General features: G+C 50.3%; 22 protein-coding genes. 14 read left to right on the forward strand and 8 right to left on the reverse strand.

What is annotated here, in order from left to right:
* The first annotated feature begins 14 nt into the window (after positions 1-14).
* Positions 15-740: a monofunctional biosynthetic peptidoglycan transglycosylase gene (gene mtgA / locus AB2U10_RS06255; RefSeq protein WP_367913490.1), complete on the forward strand. Its 726-nt coding sequence runs from the start codon at positions 15-17 to the stop codon at positions 738-740.
* Entirely contained in the window at positions 737-3,217 is a 2,481-nt protein-coding gene (locus tag AB2U10_RS06260; protein WP_367913491.1) for a DUF5686 family protein, read from the forward strand. Before mtgA ends, AB2U10_RS06260 begins: the two co-directional genes overlap by 4 nt.
* 208 nt (positions 3,218-3,425) lie before the next feature.
* On the opposite strand, the gene AB2U10_RS06265 is transcribed toward AB2U10_RS06260, so the two are convergent.
* The gene (locus AB2U10_RS06265; RefSeq protein WP_367913492.1) at positions 3,426-4,631 is read right to left on the reverse strand and encodes an MFS transporter; all 1,206 of its coding nucleotides are present in this window, start codon (positions 4,629-4,631) and stop codon (positions 3,426-3,428) included.
* Between the two features lie 195 nt (positions 4,632-4,826).
* Here AB2U10_RS06265 and AB2U10_RS06270 point away from each other — a divergent pair, with 195 nt between their 5' ends.
* From AB2U10_RS06270 to AB2U10_RS06285, 4 genes are all read left to right on the forward strand, one after another.
* Positions 4,827-5,387, forward strand: coding sequence for a pentapeptide repeat-containing protein (locus AB2U10_RS06270; RefSeq protein WP_367913493.1), 561 nt, complete (start codon positions 4,827-4,829; stop codon positions 5,385-5,387).
* A gap of 123 nt (positions 5,388-5,510) precedes the next feature.
* Entirely contained in the window at positions 5,511-6,788 is a 1,278-nt protein-coding gene (gene glyA / locus AB2U10_RS06275; RefSeq protein WP_367913494.1) for a serine hydroxymethyltransferase, read from the forward strand.
* Positions 6,789-6,830: 42 nt separating this feature from the next.
* Positions 6,831-7,688, forward strand: a complete 858-nt coding sequence (gene tatC, locus AB2U10_RS06280) for a twin-arginine translocase subunit TatC (protein WP_367913495.1) — start codon at positions 6,831-6,833, stop codon at positions 7,686-7,688.
* Positions 7,675-8,796, forward strand: a complete 1,122-nt coding sequence (locus tag AB2U10_RS06285) for an AI-2E family transporter (protein ID WP_367913496.1) — start codon at positions 7,675-7,677, stop codon at positions 8,794-8,796. The genes tatC and AB2U10_RS06285 overlap by 14 nt, the downstream gene beginning before the upstream one ends.
* Here AB2U10_RS06285 and AB2U10_RS06290 read toward each other — a convergent pair.
* The 7 genes from AB2U10_RS06290 to AB2U10_RS06320 all read right to left on the reverse strand — a co-directional run bounded on the left by AB2U10_RS06290 (position 8,780) and on the right by AB2U10_RS06320 (position 16,060).
* Positions 8,780-9,532 carry an RluA family pseudouridine synthase gene (locus tag AB2U10_RS06290; RefSeq protein ID WP_367913497.1) on the reverse strand — a complete coding sequence of 251 codons (753 nt, stop codon included), beginning with the start codon at positions 9,530-9,532 and terminating at the stop codon, positions 8,780-8,782. The genes AB2U10_RS06285 and AB2U10_RS06290 overlap by 17 nt on opposite strands.
* Positions 9,533-9,555: 23 nt before the next feature.
* Positions 9,556-10,605 carry a sensor histidine kinase gene (locus AB2U10_RS06295; RefSeq protein WP_367913498.1) on the reverse strand — a complete coding sequence of 350 codons (1,050 nt, stop codon included), beginning with the start codon at positions 10,603-10,605 and terminating at the stop codon, positions 9,556-9,558.
* 32 nt (positions 10,606-10,637) lie between these two features.
* Positions 10,638-11,312: a response regulator transcription factor gene (locus tag AB2U10_RS06300; RefSeq protein ID WP_367913499.1), complete on the reverse strand. Its 675-nt coding sequence runs from the start codon at positions 11,310-11,312 to the stop codon at positions 10,638-10,640.
* Between the two features lie 160 nt (positions 11,313-11,472).
* A complete protein-coding gene (locus AB2U10_RS06305; RefSeq protein ID WP_367913500.1) occupies positions 11,473-12,339 on the reverse strand; it encodes a hypothetical protein in 867 nt (288 codons plus the stop codon).
* Positions 12,339-13,910 (reverse strand): maltokinase N-terminal cap-like domain-containing protein, encoded by a 1,572-nt coding sequence (locus tag AB2U10_RS06310; RefSeq protein WP_367913501.1) that lies wholly within the window; start codon positions 13,908-13,910, stop codon positions 12,339-12,341. Before AB2U10_RS06310 ends, AB2U10_RS06305 begins: the two co-directional genes overlap by 1 nt.
* Positions 13,911-13,975: 65 nt before the next feature.
* On the reverse strand, positions 13,976-15,625 hold the full coding sequence (locus tag AB2U10_RS06315) for a lamin tail domain-containing protein (protein ID WP_367913502.1): 1,650 nt from the start codon (positions 15,623-15,625) through the stop codon (positions 13,976-13,978).
* A gap of 48 nt (positions 15,626-15,673) precedes the next feature.
* Positions 15,674-16,060: a hypothetical protein gene (locus AB2U10_RS06320; protein ID WP_367913503.1), complete on the reverse strand. Its 387-nt coding sequence runs from the start codon at positions 16,058-16,060 to the stop codon at positions 15,674-15,676.
* Positions 16,061-16,284: 224 nt separating this feature from the next.
* Between AB2U10_RS06320 and AB2U10_RS06325 the strand changes: the two genes are divergently transcribed.
* The 8 genes from AB2U10_RS06325 (at position 16,285) to gatB (ending at position 25,544) form a co-directional block, all read left to right on the forward strand.
* Complete coding sequence (locus AB2U10_RS06325; protein WP_367913504.1) at positions 16,285-17,457, forward strand: DUF4271 domain-containing protein; 1,173 nt, start codon at positions 16,285-16,287, stop codon at positions 17,455-17,457.
* Positions 17,458-17,501: 44 nt separating this feature from the next.
* Positions 17,502-18,275: a uroporphyrinogen-III synthase gene (locus AB2U10_RS06330; RefSeq protein WP_367913505.1), complete on the forward strand. Its 774-nt coding sequence runs from the start codon at positions 17,502-17,504 to the stop codon at positions 18,273-18,275.
* A gap of 71 nt (positions 18,276-18,346) precedes the next feature.
* Positions 18,347-19,297 carry a PorP/SprF family type IX secretion system membrane protein gene (locus AB2U10_RS06335; RefSeq protein WP_367913506.1) on the forward strand — a complete coding sequence of 317 codons (951 nt, stop codon included), beginning with the start codon at positions 18,347-18,349 and terminating at the stop codon, positions 19,295-19,297.
* Positions 19,298-19,494: 197 nt separating this feature from the next.
* Positions 19,495-20,577 (forward strand): T9SS ring complex lipoprotein PorK/GldK, encoded by a 1,083-nt coding sequence (gene porK / locus AB2U10_RS06340; RefSeq protein WP_367913507.1) that lies wholly within the window; start codon positions 19,495-19,497, stop codon positions 20,575-20,577.
* 35 nt (positions 20,578-20,612) lie between these two features.
* Positions 20,613-21,440, forward strand: a complete 828-nt coding sequence (gene porL, locus AB2U10_RS06345) for a type IX secretion system motor protein PorL/GldL (RefSeq protein ID WP_367913508.1) — start codon at positions 20,613-20,615, stop codon at positions 21,438-21,440.
* Between the two features lie 33 nt (positions 21,441-21,473).
* On the forward strand, positions 21,474-23,075 hold the full coding sequence (gene porM, locus AB2U10_RS06350) for a type IX secretion system motor protein PorM/GldM (RefSeq protein ID WP_367913509.1): 1,602 nt from the start codon (positions 21,474-21,476) through the stop codon (positions 23,073-23,075).
* A gap of 6 nt (positions 23,076-23,081) precedes the next feature.
* Positions 23,082-23,981, forward strand: coding sequence for a type IX secretion system ring subunit PorN/GldN (gene porN / locus AB2U10_RS06355; RefSeq protein ID WP_367913510.1), 900 nt, complete (start codon positions 23,082-23,084; stop codon positions 23,979-23,981).
* Between the two features lie 111 nt (positions 23,982-24,092).
* Positions 24,093-25,544 carry an Asp-tRNA(Asn)/Glu-tRNA(Gln) amidotransferase subunit GatB gene (gene gatB, locus AB2U10_RS06360; protein WP_367913703.1) on the forward strand — a complete coding sequence of 484 codons (1,452 nt, stop codon included), beginning with the start codon at positions 24,093-24,095 and terminating at the stop codon, positions 25,542-25,544.
* Position 25,545: the final 1 nt, after the last annotated feature.

The raw sequence follows: 25,545 nt of genomic DNA on the forward strand, positions 1-25,545 counted from the left end.
TAGGAAAAATTAATATGGCAGCAAAGAAGAAAACTACACTCCTCGGCTCAGTAAAGCAATTGTTCGTAAAAGTAATTTTTTATTTCTTTGTTTTTTCCATTGGCGGGGTGATCCTGCTTAAATTTCTGCCTGTCCCGTTTACCATGACCATGATTGACCGGAAAGTGAAGTCGCTTTTCCGGGGACAGGACTCGGAGATCCATTACAAATGGCGCTCATATAACGAGATTTCACGGGAGATGCACCTGGCCGCCGTAGCGGCAGAAGACCAGAACTTTCCTAACCACTGGGGCTTTGATTTCAAGGCCCTTGAAAAAGCCTATGTCAATAACCAGAAAGGGAAAAAAGTGCGGGGAGCCAGCACCATCAGCCAGCAGGTGGCCAAAAATGTCTTCCTGTGGCAGGGCAGAAGCTACTTCCGGAAGGCGCTGGAGTTTTACTTCACCGGCCTGATCGAGCTGATCTGGGGCAAGCGGCGCATCCTGGAAGTCTATGTGAATGTAGCAGAAATGGGGAAAAATACATTCGGGGCGGAAGCTTCGGCACAACGCATATTTAAAAAACCGGCCAAAAACCTGACCCGGGCAGAAGCAGCCCGCCTGGCGGCAGTATTGCCCAGCCCGAACAAATGGTCAGCCGCTAAACCTGGTCCCTACGTAGCACGGCGCACGGCCGTTATTCAACGGTACATGCAGGCATTGGGGGGAGTGAAGTACATTGCAGATCTGAGGAGGTTTTGAATACACGCATCAGGCATATCGGGCCCGTCATTTTTCTTTTAGGTTTCCTGCTTTACGGGCACCTGCACGCCCAGGAAAGGCAGATCCGTATAGCTGTACGCGACTCGGCCACCGGCGAGCCGTTGATCGGTGCCGTTATCTGGGCGGGTAAGGCATTGGGGCAAACCAACGGGGAGGGCATTTTTACGGCCACCCTGGGCAGCAGCGCCCGTACGCTTCGAATCACTTCCGTAGGGTATGATACCCGGATCTACCGCCTGGAAGAGGTGGGCGATACCCTCGATGTACAAATGCAGGCCGGCTTTACCCACCTGCAGGAAGTGAAAGTAAAAAAGCGCCGATACCGGAACAAGGGAAACCCGGCGGTAGAGCTCATCCGGAATGTGATAGCAAATAAGTCGCTTAACCGCAACCCGGGATACGCCTGGTACAAAGAGCATGAGAAAGTACGGATCGGGCTGGTCAACCGGCGCGAAAGGCTGCTGAAGCACCCGGTGGTTCGTTTATTTCCGGCACTCGAACAGAATTTTGACTCCCTGCGGGTAGAAGGGCGCATTTTTCTGCCGCTTTATGTGCAGGAGCTGCTGAACGAATATCATACCGATTCAGGGCAGACGGTCAAAAAAGTACTGGAAGAAAAGGCGGTTTCACTCGATGAAAGCATTTTTGATAACGAAGGCATCCGCATGTACATAGCCCACGCCTACCAGCCTTTTGATATCTATGAAAATAACATGATGCTGATTACCAACCAGTTTGTGAGCCCCATAGCTGACCTGGCACCGGCATTTTATATGTACGATATTATCGATACCGTGCAGGTAAGGGAGAAACGGCTGGTGAAGCTGCTGTTTACCCCGCGCAATTCTACCGATTTCCTGTTTTGGGGCGATATGCGGGTTGACCTCGATACCTACGCGGTTACGGAAATTAACCTGCGTATCGGGAAAGGCATTAACCTGAATTGGGTGCGTAACCTGGAAATTACCCAGCGCTTTAACCGGAACAGCGAGGGAAGGTATAACCTGGCGGTCAGCAATATGGCCATGGAGTTTTCGGTTGCACCGAAGAGCCGGGAGTCGATCCTGACCGAACGGCTGGTCACTTATTATGACTACCGGAACACCCGGCCGGAGGCGGCAGCTCCCTTAACACCTGTCAGGAAGGGTATGCAGGAAGATATCGGCGAGCCATCGGATTACGATCATAAAATTTACCGGATGCTCGACAGCCTGAAAGAAACCCGCCGGTTCAAAACCGTTTCTGCGCTGATCGGACTGGCGGCCTATGGCTATTTCAACACCGGTAAATATTTTGAAATGGGGCCCGCCTCGGCTTTTGTAGGCCATAACCAGCTGGAGGGCTTCCGGCTAAGGCTGGGAGGCCGGACCATGCCCGCCTTCAGCAACCGTATTTTCCTGGAAGGGTTCGGTGCGTATGGCTTTGATGACCGGAAATGGAAATACAATGCTACCGTTACCTATTCTTTTACCGGCAAAAACAAGTACGTTTTCCCCATGAAAAACATCATGGCGGGTTACCGGAACGACATTGAGATACCCGGAAATAATCTGCGGTATACGGCAGACTACAGCTTCCTGCTGAATATTCCGCGCGGAGAAGTGAACAAGTGGGTATACTACAAACGGTTTACACTGCGGTATGTACAGGAATTTGAAAACCGGCTGTCGTACCGGCTGGGCTTTGAGCACACCGTTCAGAATCCTGCAGGATCGCTGAATTATCTTAAAGAAGGCACGGAGATCACTAATTTTACCACCTCCGAAATAAAGGGCGAATTCAGGTATGCGCCGCACGAGCGGTTTTACCAGGGAAAAACCAACCGGTCGAGCCTGGTCACCCAATACCCTGTGTTTACGTTACGGGGTGCCTGGGGCCTCAGCGGACTGTACGGCAGTAAGTACGATTACCGGAAGCTGAGCCTGAATATCGATAAGCGCTTCCTGCTTTCGCCGCTGGGCTATATGGAAACCACGCTGGAGGCTGGAGCTACCTTCGGAAAAAACCTCCCGTTTCCCCTGCTCGATATCATGCGGGCCAACCAGACCTACACCTTCCAGCAGGCTTCGTATAATATGATGAATTTTATGGAATTCGTAGCAGACCGTTTTGTGGCGTTACGGCTCGAACATAATTTTAACGGTGCTGTGCTGAATAAAATACCCCTGGTATCGCGGCTGAAGTTGCGGGAATTTGCCACGTTCAAAATCCTGTACGGAGGACTGCAGGCACAGAACCGGCCCGGTACGGGTACCGGCATATTTGCCTTTCCCACCGATGCGGAAGGCCGGCCGGCCATGTTTAGCCTGAACGAAAAGCCGTATATGGAAGGCAGCCTCGGGATAGGCAATATCCTGAAGTTTTTCCGGGTGGATGTGGTCAAACGGTTTACGTACCTGGATCACCCTGGAGTAACGGGCGTGGGTATCCGGGTCCGCGCCGACATGGATTTTTAGGGCCCCAATGGCTACAGGTATCCACAGATAAAAAACGGAATATCATTATGACAACCCTTTGAACTTCCGGAAAATAGCCGTCAACCTATCCATACTAACCACGAATCCAACCTAACCACGAACCCAACCTAACCACGAACCCAACCTAACCACGAATCCAACCTAACCACGAATCCAACCTAACCACGAAGTGGTGTCATGATTATAGCTATTTGCGGTCAATAGCCATCATCTTCGGAATAAAGAAAGAGATGAGACCCAGTAAGGCTATTCCGCCACCCAGCAGCACGAAAGTCTGGTTAATGCCCAGGTGGTCGGCAAAGATGCCTATGCCCAGCAAGCCGATGATTGAAGGGAACAGCGAAATGCTGCCGAACATGGCAAATACCCGGCCTAGCACTTCCGGTTCGATCTTTTCCTGGATAATGGTATTGAAGCTGGCATAATACACCGACGAAGCAATGCCGCCGATCCCGGTGAGAACCACGAACAAAATAAATTGGGAAGACGGAAGCAGTCCTGAAAACGCCAGGGCCAGCCCCAGTCCCAGGTAGGTGATATTGACCAGGGCTACCTTGTTCATCCCGGTATTGGAAATGCCCAGGAAACCTCCGCCCACCAGCATTCCCACTCCCCAGATCACTTCTATTATGCTTACTTCAAATTTTCCTCCTTCGAAATGACGAAGGGTCATGAGCGGGAACAGGATGGCAATCGGCATGATGAACAGGGTAACCAGGATGGAAAACAGGAAGAGCAGCCCCATACCCGACTTGGAAACCACCGCTTTGATGCCTTCCCTGACCTGGAAAAATACACTTTCAGCGTGCTCTGCTGTTTTTTCGGGGTTGGGAATAGCGATAAACACCAGCGATATAATGGCCACGGCTGCACCTAAAACGTCAAACAAAAGTACGTACTCAATATCGAGGTAAGTGATGGCCAGGGCGCCCAGGGCCGGCCCGCCGATGGTAGAAACCGACTGGATGGTCTGGTTAATACCCGAAATCCGCAGCAGCTGGTCTTCCGGGGCCAGGAGGGGGATTGACGCCTGCATGGCCGGCATATGAAAGGCCGATCCGGCCGACCGCAACGCCATCAGGAGGTAAATAAGGCCTACCTGGGGTTCTCCGAAATAAAAAAGTATGGAGATGGCCAGGGTGCACGCAGCAATAAAGCCGTCGGCCAGCATCATGGTGAGCTTCCGGTTCCAGCGATCAACATATACTCCTGAAAAAAGCCCCAGAACAGCCTGGGGCAGGAAGCTGGCAATGGCCGAGTTGGCCAGGATCACCGCTGAGTCGTATTGAATGCTCAGCCACAAAATAATGGCGAAATTAACCAGGCTACTGGTAATGATAGATATAAATTGACCTGTCCACAGTATGGCAAAGGTACGTTTCCAGTTTTGCATTACTAAAGTATGATTTTTGAGGCTAAGAATAAGCCATAAGGCTCATCTTCAGTTGGTTTCTGATGTCACGCCGGTATCTTCTGGGGGATATGCGGGAATCTGAGTCATAATTTTCCGGTTTAAATGTAAATATAATAAAAAAAGAAAAGTTAAAAAAGTTCCTTGTAGCTTTGCCGGTATAATCAGCAAGGCAATATGTATTTTGAAACACAGGTTTTTGAAGGGGCGGGCAGCTTGCAGCGGGGAGAATACGAAAACTGCACGTTTGTCAACTGTGACCTGACAGAAGGTGACTTCACCGGGTTTAAATTCATTGATTGTGTCTTTGAAGGCTGTAATCTCAGCATGATCAAACCGGCCGCTACCGCTTTCCAGGAAGTAAAATTTAAAGACTCCAAAATGCTGGGAATCCGGTTTGACATAGCCAATGGTTTCGGGCTGGCTTTTTCGTTTGAGAACTGTCGCCTCGACCATTCTTCTTTTTTCAGGCTGAGGCTCCGTAAAACAAAATTCAGAAACTGTGACATGGAAGGGGTAGACTTCGGGGAAGCTGACCTCTCCGAAGCCGTTTTTGAAAATACCAACCTGCGGCAGGCTATTTTTGATAACAGTGTGCTGGAAAAAGCAGACTTCCGGACCGCCTCGGGCTTTTCCATAGACCCGGAGCGGAACAGGCTGAAGAAGGCCAGGTTTGCGCAATCGGGGCTGGCCGGCCTGCTGGACAAGTACCAGATACAGGTAGATAAGAGCTTATAAACCGCCGGCAGGTGCCTGAATCCGGGCCGGATGCTACGAATGCATAAAATTTTTCTGATTCTACCGAAAGAACTCTTAAATTTGTCGCGGATTTAAACAAACCTCCTTTCTCAGAGAAAATTTATGAACAATTACGCAGACAGCCGCATTTTTGAACTGATCGGAAAAGAGCACGAAAGACAGCTCCACGGGATTGAGCTGATCGCTTCCGAAAACTTTGTTTCCGAGCAGGTGATGGCCGCAGCCGGCAGTGTTTTAACCAATAAATATGCTGAAGGGCTCCCCGGGAAGCGCTATTACGGTGGTTGTGAAATAGTAGATGAAGTGGAGCAGCTGGCCATTGACCGGCTGAAAGAATTGTTTAACCTGACCTGGGCCAATGTGCAACCGCACTCGGGTGCGCAGGCCAATACGGCCGTTTTCCTGGCCTGCCTGAAGCCGGGCGATAAGATCCTGGGCTTTAACCTCTCGCACGGCGGTCACCTGACCCACGGTTCGCCGGTGAATATTTCCGGTAAATATTTCCAGCCTTTCTTTTACGGGGTGGAAGAATCTACCGGTCTCATCAACTGGGATAAAGTAGAACAAACCGCCCTGGCAGAGAAACCTAAGATGATTATCTGCGGAGCGTCAGCATACTCGCGCGACTGGGACTATGTGCGCCTGCGCAACATTGCCGACCGGGTAGGAGCTATCCTGCTGGCCGATATCAGCCACCCGGCCGGCCTGATCGCAAAAGGACTTCTGAATGACCCGTTTGACCATTGTCATATTGTCACCACCACTACCCATAAAACCCTCCGGGGTACACGCGGCGGGGTTATTATGATGCGGAATGACTTTGAAAACCCGTTTGGCATTACTACCGCCAAAGGAAAAGTAAGAACCATGTCTTCGCTGCTCGACTCGGCGGTGTTCCCCGGTATACAGGGCGGCCCGCTGGAGCACATTATCGCAGCCAAGGCAGTGGCCTTTGGTGAGGCCCTGACCGACAGCTACGGTACCTATGTGCAGCAGGTGCAGAAAAATGCCAAAGTAATGGCAGACGCGTTTGTGGAGAAAGGCTATAAAGTGATCAGCGGAGGTACCGATAACCACCTGGCGCTGATTGACCTTCGCCCGAAAGGCCTGAACGGTAAGCTGGCTGAAAATGCCCTGATCCGGGCAGATATTACGGTGAATAAAAACATGGTGCCGTTTGATGATGCACCGGCCATGACCACTTCGGGAATCCGGGTAGGAACGGCCGCTATGACCACCCGCGGACTGGAAGAAAAAGATTTTGTGCGGATAGTGGAGCTGATTGACCGGGTACTCATGAACCACGATAATGAAAAAGTGTTGAACACCACCCGTGCCGAAGTTAATGAATGGATGAAGTGGTTCCCCCTGTTTAAGTAATTACCAATGAAGGCCCTCAGGGCCTTCTTTTTGCAGAAGATTATGCCTTTAGACCAAGCCCACGTAGAAGAAGAAGAATTTGATGGAGAAAAGGAAATGACCTTCCTGGAGCACCTGGAAGAGCTCCGGTGGCACCTGATCCGGTCAATAGCGGCCATATTCATATTCATGATAGTGGCCTGGTTTATCAAAGAATGGGTATACGGGTCGATCATTATGGGGCCTTCGAAGGTAGATTTCTGGACCTACCGCAAAATGTGCGAAATAGGACGGCTTCTGCACATCGACAGCCTTTGCCTCCAGGAGCTGAAGTTTGACGTTCAGAACCGGGAGATCTCCGGTCAGTTCATGCTGGCCATTACTTCTTCGGCCATCATCGGCCTGCTGATTGCTTTCCCGTATGTTATCTGGGAGATATGGTCGTTCATCAAGCCGGGGCTCCGTGCTTCGGAAAAAAGAGCGGCGCGGGGAGCCGTGCTGATCATCTCCCTGCTGTTTTTCTCGGGTGTTCTTTTCGGCTATTACATCGTAACGCCGTTTGCGGTCCACTTTATGGTGAATTTCCAGCTGGACCCCTCTATCGTCAACCAGTACGATATCAAAAACTATCTTTCTATCTTAACCACGCTTACCCTGGCCTGCGGACTCATGTTCCAGCTGCCCGTAGTGATCATGGTGCTGACCAAAATCGGTATTGTTACCCCTTCGTTCCTGAAGGAGTACCGCCGGCACGCTTTCGTGGTGATCCTGATCGTAGCGGCGGTTATAACACCTTCTCCCGATATGATCAGCCAAATTTTAGTGGCCATTCCGCTTTATTTTCTGTTTGAAGTAAGTATCTTAGTGTCCAATAGGATTTACAAAGACAATCTCAAACAGCTTGAAGATGAACACATTTAAGAAACCGGCTTCCCCCCGAAGCCTCGCCGGCACACTTGTTTCCCTGGTTATTATCGTCTACATCGCGTATATGCTGGAAGACGTGGTGGTGCCGTTTATTGTTGCCGCTCTCTTCTCCTTTCTCCTGTATCCGGTATGTAATTACCTGGAAACGAAGGGGTTTCCGCGGGTGATTTCCATTATCATCAGCATCATCCTCATCATGGCTTTGGTAGCAGGGCTGGTGTATGCGGCGTATACACAGGTGATCAGCCTCGATGACCTCTTTCCCCAGATGGAAAGCCGCTTCAACCAGTGGGTGGGAGACCTGGCCGGGTTCCTGGGCAATTTCGGGATCAATAAAGAACAGATCATTACCGAAGGCCAGAAGCACATTTCCGATGCCGTGAAAAGCGGATCGCAATTCCTGGGCTCAACCATAGGGGGTACTTCGAACTTCCTGGTCAGCATGGCGCTTATGCCGCTGTATATTTTCCTGATGCTGATGTACCGCGACTTCCTGAAGACATTTGTTTTTAAATGGCTGAAAGATACCAGCAAGCACAAAATTGTGGCTACCATCAATAAGGTGAAAACCGTGGTGAGAGGGTACATCCTGGGACTTATGCTGGTCATCCTGATTATCGGAACGCTCAATTCCACCGCCCTGTATGTCATCGGCATAGAACACGCCCTGTTTTTTGGCTTTTTTGCCGCCTTCCTGGCCATTTTGCCCTATATCGGGGTAGCTATAGGCTCGGCACTCCCTATCCTGGTGGCGCTTATTACCAAAGATTCCTACCTTTCGGCCCTCGCCGTGGCCGCTTCTTTTGCGGTGATCCAGTTCCTGGAAGGCAACTTCATCACTCCTTATGTGGTAGGTAACCAGGTCAGCATTAATGCGCTGGTTGCCATTACGGCTTTATTACTCTTCGGAAAGCTCTGGGGAATAGGCGGGATGATCCTGGCGCTGCCGGTAACCGCTATCCTGAAAGTCATCTTTGATGCCAGTCCGAGGCTCGAGGCCTGGGGATTCCTGCTCGGCGATACCGAGAACGAAGATGTGAAAAATGTTAAGAAGAACTTTAAGTTCCGTGACTTTTACGGTGCAGCTAAGAAGAAAACCTGACCAGCTGGTTGACCAGCACCTCGAAGTCGTTGGGGTAAGGCGCTGTAATGCTGAGCAGGCTTTCGTCAAGATCCCGGAAATGAATGGAATGCGCATGCAGCGCCACCCGTTTGATGAGGGGCAGCTCTTCCGTTTCTTCCTTCAGGTTGAATTTCCGTTTGATCTGTGACAGGAAGATATAGTCGCCGTTGTAGGTAGGATCACACACAATAGGCGCATTCAGGCATTGCAGGTGTACCCTGATCTGGTGCATACGGCCGGTAATGGGAATGCAGCGCACCAGCGTATGGCGGGCAAATTTCTGCAGGGTAAAGAAAACGGTTTCGGCCAGCTTGCCCCGCTGCCGGTCAATGCGTACGGCCGTGCCGTCTTTTACGATGGCAATAGGCAGGAAAACCGATACACTGTCAAAATCATGTACGCCGTTTACCACGGCATGGTATTCTTTCTGTACCTCGCGGTGCTCAAACTGCATGGAGAGGTGACGGTAGGCTTCGGGGTTTTTGGCCAGCACCAATGCCCCCGATGTTTCTTTGTCGAGGCGGTGACAAAGCTGCACATCATGGTAATGCTCACGGGCCAGCTTCAGGATGCTCAGGTGCCTGTCTGCCGTGCGCTCGTCAAGCGAAGGCACAAACGGCGGTTTGTTGATGACCACATAATTTTCATTTTCAAAAATGATGAGATCCTCAAAATTCAGGTTCCTGGGGGCTTTCTTAAATCGGGTTAAATCCAAATCGGTAAACGTTTGACGCAAAGTTACGAAGAAAAATCTTCTGCTGCCTGGGGCAGGGTAAAACTAAAGGTGGTGCCGTGGTCGGGTTTGGAGGTCACGTCGATACGGGTATTGTGGGCATTCAGGATATGTTTCACAATGGCCAGGCCCAGGCCTGTGCCTCCCACGGCCCGCGAGCGGCTCTTATCTACGCGGTAAAAGCGTTCAAAGATGCGCGGAAGATGCTCAGGAGCTATTCCTATGCCGTTATCGGTCACCCGGATCATCACATGGCGGTTTTCCTGGGTCAGCTCCACGGTTACCTTCCCGCCGTTTTTACCGTACGTGATGCCGTTGGTGATCAGGTTGGTCAGCACCTGGGTGATGCGCACCCGGTCTGCTTTTACTTTGACACTTTTTACGGCTTTTGGTTTAAGCACCAGGGCAATTTCCCGTTTCCCCGCCTTATCTTCCAGCTGATCAAAAATATCGCGGATCACTTCTACCAGGTCTACTTTCTCCATCTGCATCCGGATATCGCCTGACTCCACCTGGGTCAGGATCAGGATGTCTTTGACCAGCATTTCGAGGCCGTCCATAGACCGGGCCGCTTTTGTCAGGAATTTGTGCGATACCTCCGGGTCTTCGATGGCGCCGTCAAGTAGGGTATGAATAAAGCCCTGGGCCGCAAAGATGGGTGTTTTCAGGTCGTGCGATACGTCGGCGATAAACTCCCGGCGGAAGGTCTCCATCCGCCTGAGCGTGTCAATTTCCTCCTCTTTCCGCGATACATAATTGGAGATCTCCCGGTTCAGCTTTTTCAGCGGGTTTACACTTTTGATCAGGGACTTACGCGGTATGTCAAAGTCTTTGATCTTCAGTTTCCTGAGCGAAAGATAGATGCTGTTCACCTCCTGGAACACCAGCAGGTCAATGATATAAAAGATCAGCAGGAAAGACGAAATAAAGGCACTGGCTCCGGTCACAAAAAGCATAGGTACCGTTACACCGGGTATAAAATGCAGGAAGGCCACCGTAATAAAGGTGATCAGCACTGCGATCAGAAAAGAAATCCACCGGGGAGAGAGCAGCATACACCGGAATTATTTTAGCTCAAATATCTGCATTAATCGGCAGTAAACATATAGCCTACGCCTTTTAAAGTGCCGATATACTTTTCCCCGATCTTCTCCCTCACTTTACGGATATGCACATCAATGGTACGTTCCACCACGAAAATATCGGCGCCCCAGATTTTCTGAAGCAGCGACTCGCGGCTTTGAACCTTATTGGGATGGGAGGCCAGGTAATACAGGATCTCGAACTCTTTCCGGGGCAGGATTTTTACACTGCCGTCTTCTTTGGTTACCGAGTAGTTCTCCTTATTGATGGTCAGTCCGCCGATCTCCAGGATATTGCTGTCGGCATTTTTGCCCGTCTCTTTCCGGAACCAGGCCTGGATACGGCTGATAAGGGCACGGGGCTTGATGGGCTTGGTGAGGTAATCATCGGCACCGGCTTCAAAAGCGGCTACCTCCGAGTACTCTTCTGCACGGGCGGTGAGATAGATGAGGTGAGTATTCTTCAGCTCATTTTTGATGGCTTTACCGGCCTGTATACCGTCCATGACCGGCATCATGATATCGATCAGGATGACATCCGGCTGGAACTGACGCGCCACCTCCAGTCCTTTCAGCCCGTTATCGGCTGATCGTACTTCGTAATTTTCTTTTTCCAGATTGTAAGTCAGAAGCTCCAGGATGTCTTCATCATCATCAATTACCAGAATTTTACCATTCATACATTATTGGGATATTTCCGGTACAAAATTATAAGGTGTTGTTTTCTTTTGTGTTAAGGGAATATTAAATTTAAGAAAGGGGAGAAAGTTAAAAGTAAGTGAAAAGTTAAAAACTAAAAGTGAAAAGTTAAGGACTTCTTATATGAATACTTTATATAGCTCAACTTTTATCTTTTAACTTAATTCTGAACATTCCCCTTTGTTCATTCGTAAAAAGCAGCCCGCCCGTATCTTCAAAAAGTATCGCTTCCGTTTGCTTCCGGGCTATTTTGATGCAGGCAATGGGGGAGTGAAACCCGATCCTGCCGTTTGAGATACCGAAGAGGAAAATCTTGCCGTAAGAAATCAGGGCGAACCGGTCCTTACCGGCATTGATGGCTGCGCCCGTGATCTGGGCTTTGAAGAAGATTTCGTCATGCGGGGTCAGCTCATAGTCTCCGGGCCGGTCGGGAAGTACATACATCCGGCAGATTTTGGCCCCTTTCTCCCAGCTTTTGGAGAAGAGGTAGAGGGAGTCGTTAGCCCAGAAAAATGCTTCGCAGTCAAATTCTTTCTTCTCATCGGTGGCAAAGGTCTGGCCGGCGTAGCGGAAGGTGATTTTTGGGGTAACACTGTTGCCGGGAGCCCCGCCGGTGGAGGTATCCCGTGAATATTTGTAAATGGTGAGGTCTTTCCTGCGGTTGCTGTTGTTGCCGAAGTCGCCGATGTACACGTTTCCGGCCGGGTCGGTGGTGATTTCCTCCCAGTCACGGTTCACCGCACCGGGCACCGGGTGGGTATTCACCAGCTTCCCGTCTTTGCTGATCTCGTAGAGCTCCGCTTTTCCGCCTGAATCGTTCAGGGCCAGCAGGTGCTCTGACCAGGGTGACGGGCATATGCCGGAGCACTCGTCCAGGACGCGGTCCAGCGTACCGGTCCGTTCCACCTTCATCTTCTGCTTTTCCAGGCCGGCATGGCCGGTTTCGTAATGACAGGTGACCAGCGCTACTTTCGCCGCAAAAAAGAACATCAGCGCTTTCTGGAACATCAGACCGTTCTCAGTTTTTCAATCTCTCTTACCACATCCAGGATACCTTTCAGCGGGATTTTGATCCACGACGGCCGGTTGCTGATCTCAAAGCCCAGCTCATTGATGGCTTTTTCCAGCAGGTGGAACTGCAGGAGATAGTTCACTTCGTTATTGTTTTTCAGCAGGGTATGATGCGGACCGAAATAGGTCAGGTATTCTTCCAGGAAGGTATCACGCATCAGCTTGTACCAGCGGTCAGAAGCGCGCAGCAGGTCTTTTTCAGGGATCATCTGGGTTTGCTCACTGTTATACAGCTTGGCCGATACCGCATAATGATAAGAACGGATCATGGAGGCTACATCTTTCAGCGGGCTGTGCTTGGTAATGCGTTTGCTGATGGGCGTATTGGGCTCGCCTTCAAAGTCGATCATGTGGATCCCCTTTGCATTGATCAGGATCTGCCGCAGGTGAAAATCACCGTGTATCCGTATCCGGAGCGAGTTAAATACGCGGGTAAGAATCTGGTCAATAAAATTCAGGATTTTATCTTTTGCCTCCATGAACTGCCACGCCAGGGCCTGGGTCTGCTCGTCGAGGTCCATATACATGTCAATCAGCGTATCGTACCGTTTGTCGAGGGCTTCTTCCAGCTTCCGGTGAATTTCTGTACGGTAGCTCCGGTTGATCTGCTCGGGCCGGAAAGCCTCTTCCGCACCGGGATCAAACAGGGCATCGTGCATAACGGCGGTTCTTTTTCCCAGCTGGGCCACCTTCACAAAAACCTGCTCTTTAACCTGGAAATTGCCGTCGACCAGGCCAATGATAAAATCATTCAGGTAATCACCGGTCAGCGACCAGTTGTCTTTTGAATCGGCAATGTATTCGGTCATTACGCCAAAGGTGTAGAGCGGCGTATTTTCTTCGGTCAGGTTGATGCTGCCGCAGTATTTGGGGTAATTGCTGAATTTTTCTTTCCGCGAAAAAAAACGGAGCGATTCTATTTCCGGGTTAATGCCCTGGTAGAGGTTCCGGTAGAGCTTAAAGAAATACTTGTTGTTGTATACAAACGCCGTGTTGTTGCCGTCAATATCAATGAAGCAGCTCTCGGTTTCGGTTTCGTCTTCCAGTCCTTTGCCTCTTTCAAACTCCAGCACCTGCTCATTTTTTTGCCGGGTGGAAGCTGAGCTGAGCAGGCTTTTGAAAATAGCCAGGCGGAAGGCCGGATCGTACACGGCATCTACCAGGAAGCCCTCCTTTTCATCGAGTGAGGCGCGGGATATAAAAGCATTTTCGGGTATGTCACTCGTTTCTTCTCCTACAAATGAAACCGGGAAAAGGTATGATTCGGGTTCGCCTGAAGAATACCGGATCTGGAGATAGGTAAAGAAGAATTCCGTATCCCCGCATTTCATCCGTACGGCTCCGGTAATTTTGATTCTCCAGTTTTTCCGGTTCCTGCCTGCAAACCAGCTGCATTTCTCCAGGTAATTCGGGAGAAGGTTATCTTCAAGTACCGTGTGAACGTATTTATCTTTTTCAAACCCCTCCCAATCCAGCAATAAAACAAAAGGTGACATTTCGTATATCATTTTTTTAATTTTTAAAAATAGGATGTAAATCGCTAAAAAGTCAAAAAAACCTCTATAAATATTAGCTAATTCGTCGCTATGACGGTTTTTGCATAAAACATACGGTTGAGGCCGGTTCCGAATACGCGGATCACGAAAACATAGTAACCGGGCGGCAGGAGCCTGCCGCGATCATCGGTGCCATCCCAGGTTATTTGGCCCTGCATTCCCAGCAGCTGGCTTTGGGTCAGGCTCCTGACGGGCTGCCCGTGCCTGTCCAGGATGTTCACCGAAGCGTACGTTTCGCCGCCGGTCAGCACGTAGGTCAGGTAAGTCACGGGCGTATCTGAGTTGGGGTAAGGGTGAAAGACCAGGGGTTCTGCTGCGAAAAATGATGTTGGCCGGTCGTGCTCTTCCTGTGAGTTGGGCGCGCCGGGTGTGGCAAAGCCGGCGTCAGAAGAAGCCGAGGCCCACAGGTCGTGCCGGGAACGGAAAGAAACCCTTTCCAGCGAAACACCTTTGGGGTTCCGGACCAGCGAAGCATGCATTTTTTCCGAATACGTGAAGCGGTCGTAGACTGTGCTGTCGGGTTTCAGCAGCAAAACCGTGCCCGCATCGTTATTGTATGCCGGCAGGGCCGGGATCTCCGTGATGCGGCCGGTGACCGGGTAATGACGGGTGAGAAAAGAGCCGTTCACGGTAAACGCCATGTAGGCTTCACCGGGCAGGATCAGCCGGGTAGGAGACAGGGCTGCATGGCCGGTGATTTTCCCGTCAGCGCTGGTTCGGGCCAGCTGCCAGTTTTTCAGGTCAAAACGTTGCGCTTTTGTATTGTGCAGCTCCACAAAATCATCGCCGCCGGGCAGGGGATTGAACAGGATTTCCGACAAACGGATATCGCCCGGCAGGGGTTCGGGCAGGTCTTCAAAGATTACGGTAATATCGGGTGCGGTATTTCCCGTGCAATCTGCAGCACCGTAAATGCGCAGCTCCAGGTCGCCGTCGGGTGCCCTGTTCAGGGAGAGAACCACGGTTTCGCGGCCGGCATCGCCAAAAGCAGCACCGGTGACGGAGACGTCACCGCTCAGGATCCCGAAATGGCCGGGGTTCCCGGCCAGATCTGCGCTCATGACCTCGTTAAAAACCAGCAGCACCCGGTCTTGCTCCAGGTCATACCGGAGAAGCTCAGGCGGGGTCTCATCGGGATTCGGCCGCACCACGCTGTTGGGTTGGCCGGGTGTGCCTCCCTGTGCTGCCGTTGACGACGCCCAGTTGGCTTTTCCCCGGCAGGGGTAGTCTGAGTCGATCATTTCCAGGCTGTAACCTTCAGAGCGGCCCGGTGTGTACCAGGCAGAAGAGTAGGTCACCGTATGCGTTTCTGTGCGGGTGGGGTCTGACAGGCTCAGGGTATTCCCGGAGTTGTTCAGCACAAGGTTCGTGAGGCCGATGACCTTGCCCCACGGAGCGAGCTCCGGGGCATACGTGCTGCGGCAAACAATAGCATACTCACCCGGCTCGATGACCGCAGCCGGGAAGGTCACCCGGGTGTTCCCGTATTGCAGCACGTACCCGCTGAGCGAAACCGGCCGGTCTGAGCGGTTAAAAATTTCCAGGTATTCTCTTTCGGGAAGTCCGTGCGAGGGCGTGGGGTCAGCCAGAATTTCGGTGATAATAACAGATTGCGCCTGAAGCAGGCAGGAGGCTGTAAGCAGCCCTAAAAAAAGGTATAATTTCATGTGCGGATCTTTTTATCGCCTGAAATTATACCTTTTTTCCGGTAAAACCTATTCTTTGTCAGAAGATTTCCAGACTTCGGCTTTCAGGTTAACAGCCGTTTCGGCAGCCTCCTTTTTCACCGCAGCCGTTGCGGTTCCGCTTTTTGAGGCGGTACTCTTTTTAACCGGCTGGCCGTTTCCGGCTTCTGCTTTCCCGGATACAGGTGCTTTTACTTTTTTAGCAGCTTTTTTCTCCGCTTTCCCGGCCTTTTTTACGGCTTTGGCCGCTTCTTTTTCTTTTTTCTTTGTCTCCTTTTTCAAAAGTTTCCGCAGATCTTCGGCCAGTGCGGCGATCTTTTTCCGGATCGATTTTTTCTCCACCCGTTCACCGATGTCCGTTATGGCAGACAGGCTTTTGCTGATCTCCGCCTTAAGTTGTTTTGTTTTCTCTTTCATACCGATAGGAATGTTACGCTGCAAAGGATTATTTTTTTTACGGAATTTCCAAAAAAACCGTGTTAAGTTTTTCACCCTGTAAGGCATTTTAGTCCTATAGCTGAACTTATGTGGCTGGCATGCCTTATATAGTGAAAATATGTCTTACAGGGTGAAGATAAAAACGTGGCGGGGCCGCGGATTATGCCCGGGGTTTTATAATTTTGCAAAAAAAATTGCTGCGGGTGAGATATTCTTTTTTTCTTCTGGTATTCAGCCTGATCTGGACGGGAACCCGTGCCAATCAGCCGGTCAGGTATGAAAATTACCGCCCCGTTCATGATTTAACCCATGAATGGCTGATGTTTGACCAGGACGAAGAGGTGTATGTGCCTTACGTTTATAATTCCGATAAAGAGTTTCAGACTTTCGGGCTGTCGCTCGACCTCTCCCGCTTTCCCCATGCCTATTTGCTGGTAAGAACGCCCGAAAAGCCGGCCAATATATTTATCAACAACGCGTTGGAGCGGGTATGTAAGGAGCAGCACTGGCTGGTATATTCTGTTGACAGCCTCCGGCGGGAGTACAAAAGCGAAGAAATCTACTTCAGCTTTTTCACGGTTTCCTCGCCCCAGGAGGTAACAGCCTATGTGGGTTTTCCTTCGGGCAATAATGCGGCGGGCCCTTCGGTGCGCGAAGAAACCTCCGTGCGTGAAGTGGTCAGGCTGACGCCCCGGTCGGTATCCCGGTTTAACAGCGGTGTGGCCATTGCATTTGTGCTCAGCCTGGTGGTCATGAGCTTTGTTTCCAGCAATTACTTCCGGGTATACGGAAAATATTATTCCCTGCGCGATGTGCTTTCCACCCGGGTGAAAGAAGATCTCTTCATCATCGGTAAGCCGCTTGACCGCCCCAGCCTGCTCTTTGTAATCTTGCTGAGCGTGGTGCTCGGATTCCTGATCCTGATGCTGCAGTTCGGGGGACTTTCCCTGATTGACGGCAACTTCTTTTTTCAGTCGGGAAACACCTTTGCGGTTCATACAGTAAACTTTTTAAAGCTGTGCCTGCTCGTATTTATCGTATACGTAGTGAAGTTTTTTTACCTCAATATTATGGGGAAACTCTTCAACCTGGGCAGGCTTACCGACCTGCATTATTTCAAGGTGATCCAGTGCAGCCTCTTCTTTTATTCGCTTCTTCTTCTGGTAGCCCTGGTGATGTATAATACCTATATACCCATCCCGGAAAGTATTGGAAATTACCTGGTTATCCTGCTGATGGTATTTTATTTCTGCAGGGGGCTGCTGATATATTTTACGATAAACCGGGAGAGTAATGTGAAGTTTTTGTACTTGTTTTCGTATCTTTGCATCGCAGAAGCGCTTCCGGTTATTTTAGGAATGAGATTTCTTTTCTGAAAGCGCTGATGTGAAAGAAATTTCAGGTATTTGTTTTGAGCAAGATGACAGAAAATGACGAACGTTTGAGGAAGGTAGAAAGTATTTTAATTACTCTTGACAATCCGGGCGAAAAATCTCTTACTTACGCTGACCTGACCGACCGCTACAAGATCAAGGTGGACTTCAGGAACTTTATTGACGTCAGAAAAGTAGATCACAGAGAATTCAGAAAGCAGAAAATAGATATTTTAGCGCACACCGCTATTATATTTACCAGCAGGCATGCCATTGATCACTTCTTCAGAATATGCGAGGAGTTGCGGGTGGAAATCCCGATCGATATGAAATACCTGTGTATTACGGAGCAGACAGCCAATTATCTTCAGAAATACATTACCATCAGGAAGAGGAAGATCTTTTCCGGCAATAAAACGGCAGCCGACCTGGAGCCTTTCATTCTTAAAAACAAGAACGAAAAGTTTCTGTTCCCCTGCTCCAATATCCGGAACAACGCAATTCCCGACCTGATGAGGAAGCACGGCATACCGCTGACAGAAGCCATTACGTACGAGACCGTTCCGGCTGACCTGTCTGACCTGACCGAAGTATTTTACGATATCATTTGCTTCTTCAGTCCTTCAGGGGTGCATTCGCTGATGCATAATTTCCCGCACTGGGAGCAGAAGAACACCCGCCTGGCTGCTTTTGGCCCTACCACGGCCAAGGCCATTCGCGACCTCGGGCTGACGCTCGACATTGAAGCGCCTCTGCCCAATGCCCCGTCTATGGTAGGTGCGCTGGAACTTTACATTAAAAAAGCCAATAACATAGCGTAAATTTTCAATAAGACTCATAATATTATGAGTCTTATTTTGTTAATTTGTATATAGCTTTAAAATGAGACCGTATGGCCAGAAAGTATTTACTTGCTTTACTTTTTTCCTTTTCCGGGTTAACGGGTTTTGGCCAGAACCTGCCCCATTTCACGCATTACATTTTTAACCAGTTCTACCTGAACCCCGGAGCTGCCGGCCAGTTTAACCGGGTGCAGGTACAGTCTACCGTGCGGTCACAGTACCTCGGTTATGACGCCGCCGAATATTCGGGCGGGGGCAACCTCTCCACGGCTTTTGCCCTTGATATGCCCGTAGCCAAGCTGAAAGGCGGTGCAGGCGTGTATTTTGCCAGCCAGAATATCAGCAAGGCCCAGCGCATGAGTGAGCTGGTGCTGAGCTATTCCTTTCATAAGCGGATGGGCAGCAATATAGTGGGCTTCGGTGTGGGAGCAGGCTTCAATAACCTGACCCTGAACGGCGACGAGTACGTTCCGCGTGACCCGGACGACCCGTATATTCCCGGCAGCCGCATCACCGCTATGGTTCCCCGGCTGAACGCAGGTATTTACCTGGTTAATCCCAGCTACCAGCTGGGGCTTTCTGCCAAAAACCTGCTGGAGCCTGAATACCGGCTGGGTGGCGGGGACGATAATTTTAAAGAAAAGAGAGAATATTACCTGACCGGTAAGTACGACTTTGCCGTTTCGTATACGCTCGATGTCAGCCCCATGGTGATGGTCCGTTCCGACCTGGCCAGCACCTCGGTAGAAGCCGGTGTGATGGTCACCTATAACCAGAAGCTCTGGATAGGAGGGAACTACCGGAACCAGGATGCCGGCTCGGTGCTGCTGGGAACCAATTTACTCGACAACAAGCTTAAGCTGGGCTATGCCCTGGATATCGTTACTTCAGGAACAAATGCCAAATCAGCCACCTCACACGAAATATTTTTGCGCTATGTACTGGCACCTCTGAAAACGGGCAGAAAATCAGTGGTGAAGACCCCCCGGTACAGTTTATGATAAAAAGATGAAGACTAATCTATGAAACTACAATAGTTTTTCTGATTTTTGCGAAGCCTAAAAAAACGGAGTTGGCATGGTTTATGAATCAGTGTACATAAAAGCATGCGTTTTTATTATTACCGTTAACAATATATTATTAAGAACTAACGTTCTGACAAGTAAAAAATAGAAGATTAAATTCTTGCTTTCAAAAAATGAACAAGCACATTTCAAAAAAGATCTTGACTGTTGCAGTTATTTTATCCTCAGCGTTCTTATTTCAAAGTTGCGACACCGTAAATAAGATTTTCGGCAAGGGAGGAAAAAAAGGAGGTGGAAGTGTTGAGGATCCGCTTGCAGGAATTAAAAACGGGCAGCTGGTGGCCAAATCCAGGAAGGGCTATAAGCAGGTGGCACCCGAAGGGATGGTTCTTATTCCCTCAGGATCTTTTATGATGGGCCAGGCCGATGAAGATGTGATGTCTACCCGCATCAACCTCAACAAGCGGATATCCATCCCGGCGTTTTATATGGATGATACCGAAATCTCCAACAATGAATACCGGATGTTCATCAACTCTATCCTGGCCGACTCGCTGGAGGCGCTGGGAGAAGAGTTTATTATGACCAGCCTTTACCCCGACACGTCGGTGTGGAAGAAAGACTTTACGTACCATAACGGCGATCAGCTGACAGAAAACTATTACGGTAACCCGGCTTTTGATAACTATCCCGTGGTAGGGGTAAGCTGGGATGCCGCCCAGTTCTTCTGCCGCTGGAGAACCGACCTGTACAACAACTACCGGGCAGAGAATAACGAGTTCCGTTCGCCGAGATTCCGTTTGCCTTCCGAGGCCGAATGGGAATGGGCCGCCAGGGGAGGCAGTGAAGGTGCAAAATACCCGTGGGGAAATCCGTACGTAGCCAATGCCAAAGGCTGCTATATGGCTAACTTCAAGCCTAACCGCGGTAACTACCAGAAAGACGGATTCCAGTATACGGCACCGGTGAATATGTATGAGAAAAATGCTTTCGGCTTGTACAATATGGCAGGAAACGTGGCAGAATGGACACAGGATGCGTATTCTGAGTCGTATATGCCGGTAACCTGGGACTTAAACCCCAACTATGACAACCCGGATGAGCCCCGTAAAGTGATTAAGGGCGGCTCATGGAAGGATGTGGCGCACTATCTCGAATCAGGAACCACCACCTATGAATACCGTACGGCCACCAAGTCTTATATCGGCTTCCGCTGTGTAATGGACAGGATGGGATCAGTACCCGGCAGAGAATAAATAGAATAACCTTTATTAAAACATCATCATAAAATATGGCAGCAAATAACGGTCCCAGCTTATTTTGGGACAGATTCATTCCTTTTATTTACAGTGCCGGTGCAGCGGTTGTAATTGTAGGGGCTATGGGAAAGATCATGCACTACGACTGGGCCTCCTTTATGCTACCGATAGGTTTGGGGGTAGAAGCGATCATCTTCCTGACCTATGCCGCACAGTCATTGCTCAGACCGGTAACCGAATACCAGTGGGAAAGAGTTTACCCTGAGCTGGCCGAAGACTACAAAGGAGAATTACCTACCCGGTCACATACCCAGTCCCAGTCTTCAGGCCTTGGCCTGACGGCCAAAATGGATGATATGCTGGCCAATGCCAGGATTACACCCGATATCTTTGATAACCTCAAAGCCAGCTTTAAAAACCTGAACGAGTCGGTATCAGGCTTGGGTGAGATTGCCGGAACAGGCGTTGCTACCAGCGAGTTCAATGGCAAGATCAGGGAGGCCTCTTCCAAAATCAACGATATGAATGCTTCGCTGGGCAACGTGGTCAACTCAATGGTCAGCCTGGGAGATGCCACCCGCGATGCGCAGGAATACCGTTCGCAGTTTCATAAGATATCCCAGAACATGAGCGCCCTGAATGCCGTGTACGAGATTGAGCTACAGGATACCAACCGGCACCTGAAGGCCATGAATGCCTTCTACGGTAATTTCTCTAACGTTCTGAGCGATATGTCGGATGTGTCCAGAGACAGCCAGCAGTTCAAGGCGGAGTTGAATAAACTGACCACTAACCTGGCCTCGCTGAACAATGTGTACGGCAGCATGCTTTCGGCCATGAAAGGAAGTGCAAACGTTTAATTAACATTATTTTAACCCCAAAAGAACTAAAATATGGCAGGAGTTAAGGAAAGTCCACGGCAGAAGATGATCAACATGATGTATCTTGTGTTGACGGCTATGCTTGCCTTACAGATCAGTAATGCTATTCTGGAGAAGTTCTTACTTTTGGATAACTCTTTAGACCAGGCGAACAAAGCAGCTGATACCAGTAATAAAAGAACGTTAGACGCTATGAACGAGGCGGTGGATAAATCGGGAAACAAGCCGGAATACCGGACCCTGTACAACCACGCCGTGGAAGTAAGAAAGAAAACAAGTGATGTGATTTCCTATATTGAAAGCTTAAAGGAAATTATCCGGAACGAAGCCGGCGGCGGTATCGATCCGGAAACCAACCAGATCAAAAACCTGGCAGAAGAAGAAAAAGTAGCGAACATCTTTGTTAAAAATAAAAAAGGGTACGAGCTCAAAGGGAAGTTGGACGAATACGTAGCGTATATCCAGAAACATGCACCCAATATTAAATTTCAACCGCTGGCGCTTGATGCCAAAGACGACCCGGGTATGGCCAATGCCGACCCGATGACCCGGAAGAAAGATTTTGCAGAGCTGTTGTTTGCGCAGACGCCGGTTCCGGCGGCCCTGGCCGGGCTTAGTCAGAAAGAGTCGGTGATCAGGAGATACGAAGCCGAAGTGCTGGATTACCTGGCACAGCAGGTGGGAGCCAAAGAAATTAAATTTGACAAGCTGTTTGCAGTGGTGATCCCGGATTCGAGAACCGTGGTAGCCGGGCAAACCTACCGGGCGGAAATTGCCATCGGGGCTTACTCAAGCGCCATTACCCCCAGGATCAGCATTAACGGTGCTGCTCTGCCTGTCAGGGACGGGAAAGGCACCTACGAGCTGAAAGCGGGTGGCGGAACCTTTGACAAGAACGGCCAGCTGAAGCGCTCGTATACGGCAACCATCTCGTATCCGAAAGCTGACGGTACCACAGAAGTAGTTACCAAAGAAGAAGAATATACGGTATTGAAGCCTTCGGTGCAGATCGCTTCGTCGTCTATGCCGGCCCTGTATTTTAAATGTGCCAACCGGCTGGAGACTAACAGCCCCGGCCTCGGAGCTCTGTACAATCCTACATTTGCAGGAACAGGCGCTGATTTCATTCCCGGTGGAAGTGGTAAGGTAACCGTGGTGCCTACTTCCAGCAAAGTAAACCTGGAAGTGAAAAATGACGGGATCTTACTGCAGAACTTCCTGTTTAACGTGAGACTGGTACCCAAGCCTGCGCTTAAAGTGCTGATAAACGGTTCACCGGCTTCGATAGAAAACCTGAGGAGAGGTTTCCCGGCTTCACAGGTCAGGAACATTACCGTGGTGGCTGAGGCCGATCAGAGCTTTAAAGACACCAACCCGGAAGACGCTCGCTACAGGGTAACCGGCTTCACGGTGGTGCTGGCTTCGGGAGCGAGGTCGAAAAAGAACATGGAAAGCAATGGAAACAGCATCAACCTGGGTAGTGTGGCCTCAGAAGCAGAGCCCGGCGACCGGTACGTGATCACGATCAAAGACGTACAACGGATGAACTTCCAGGGTAATGTGGAAAATGTGAACATCGGTGAAGCAGGAGTACAAACCATAGCACTCAATTAATGTAATATGAAAAGAACAGCGATTTATCTGGTATGTGCTTTTATAGGTCTTCAGACAGACCTGGCGGCACAGGAGCGCTCTGACAACGGGGTAAACCCTCTTTCATTACGGCCTATCAATTCGCTGAACCAGGCGAAGAAATATACTTTGTGGAGAAGGATCGATCTGAAAGAAAAGGCCAACCTGCCTTTTTTTGCAAAGGGAAGTGAAATTACCAAGCATATTATTGACGGCGTACGGGCCGGGGTGCTGGAACCGTTCAGCAACGATTCGCTGACCCGGAAAATCACCCTGGAGGAGTTTAACAAACGGTTACACCGTGATTTTGAAGGCGGTGGTCTGTCGCAGGATGAAATTAATGCCGGCTTTGGCACGGCAGCAACCGAAGACGACGGCTGGGGCGATGGCGGATCAAAAGAGGCCGCTCCCAAGCAGGCGTCCAGCTCACAGGACGGCTGGGGCGACACACAGGTTACCTCCCTGGCCAGCGGTTACGAGCTGCTGCCCAATGAGCTGTATGTGCTGGAGATCAAAGAAGACTGGATATTCGATTCGCAGCGTTCACGGGCATACTACGACGTGCTGGTGCTGACCATCAAAATACCGGCTGAACTTTCACCGGAAGGCATTGAAAAAGACCTGGCATCTTTTAAATACAAAGAGCTGGAGTCGTATTTCCGGCTGAACCCCAATTGCCTCTGGTTTAACGAAGAGAACACCGCCCGGCACATGAACTATGCCGATGCCATAGAAAACCGCTTTTTTAACGGCCGTATCGTGCGTACATCTGATCCGAGGAACCGCTATCTTGACCAGATCTACAAGAACCCGCGCGAGGCCCTGCTGAAATCGCAGGAATGGGAATACCGGATCATGGAAGAAGAAAGTAACCTGTGGGAGTATTGATCTGCTCTCAGCTGGTTTGTGACAGATTTTAAGAAAAAGCCGCCCGATTTGGCCGGCTTTTTTGTTTTTAATAGCCGTAAAGGCCGTATTTTTGTAAAAAAAAGACGTTTGATGGAGTTTGATGTGGTTATAGGTCTGGAGGTGCATTGCCAGCTGAATACGAAAAGTAAGATATTTGCTGCAGATCATAACAGCTTCGGGGCTGAGCCCAACACCCACATCGGGGTGCTCACCCTGGCTCACCCGGGCGTGCTTCCCCGCACCAACCGTGAAGTGGTGGATAGCGCCGTAAAGCTGGGGCTGGCGTTCGGAAGCACCATTAACCGGATGAATTATTTCGACCGGAAAAATTATTTCTACCCTGACCTTCCCAAAGGCTACCAGGTTACCCAGGACAGCCGGCCGGTATGTGTGGGCGGAAGTGTGCGTTTTGTTCTGAAGGAAGGCCGTTCTTACCGTGAGCACGAAGTAAAGGTGCATCATATCCACATGGAAGAAGATGCCGGGAAGTCGGTTCATACGGCTGAGGGCACCCTGCTGGACTACAACCGGGCGGGTGCGCCCCTGCTCGAGATCGTATCCTATCCCTGCATTTCATCGCCGGAAGAAGCGGCCGGTTACCTGGCTGAGATCCGGCGGATCGTACGTTTTCTCGGGATCAGCGACGGCAACATGGAAGAAGGCTCCCTGCGGGCTGACCTGAACGTATCGTTGAAGCCGAAAGGCAGCGAGGTGCTGGGAACCAAAGTAGAGATCAAGAACATGAACTCCATCCGCTTTTTACAGCGGGCGGCAGAGTTTGAGATCCGCAGGCAGGCGGGTGTCCTGCAGGCCGGCGGGCAGCTGATTCAGGAAACCCGTACGTTTATCCCGGAAACGGGAGAAACCGAGAGCATGCGGGTCAAAGAAACGGCCAACGATTACCGGTATTTCCCCGAGCCTGACCTGGCCCCGGTGCAAATCTCCGAAGAAAAGCTCGAAGCGCTGAAGGCCGGCATACCGGCACTTCCCTATACGCTTTTTCATACGTTTGTTTCGCAATACGGCCTGTCGGAAGATAACGCCTATGTGCTCTCGGAAGAGAAAGAGCTGAGCGATTATTTCCTGGAGACCATACGCCACACCCCCCATTGTAAACCGGTTTCCAACTGGATGGTCTCTTACATGCGGGGCGATATGAACGAGCGGAGCATCGGGATAAACGATTACCCGGTGAGGCCCGGGCAGCTGGCTGAGCTGGTAAATGCCATTGAAGACGGGAAATTCAGCCATTCGGTAGGGCAGAAGCTGATGGTCCTGCTGGCAGAAAATTCCGGTAACGGAGGCTCGCAGGCCAACCTTATGGCGCTGGCGGAGTCTAAGGGGTGGGTGCTGAACCAGGACACCTCCCGTATTACGGAATGGGTGGAAGAAGTGCTTATGCGCAATAAATCGAAAGTAGAAGAGTTTAAGAAAGGGAAGAAAGGGCTCCTCGGGATGTTCGTGGGAGAAGTGATGAAGCTTTCGGGCGGCTCGGCCGACCCGAAGGAGGTGAATAAGGTGATAATGGAAAAACTTAAATAAT

Source organism: Leadbetterella sp. DM7, from assembly GCF_040829825.2.
Lineage (GTDB): Bacteria > Bacteroidota > Bacteroidia > Cytophagales > Spirosomataceae > Leadbetterella.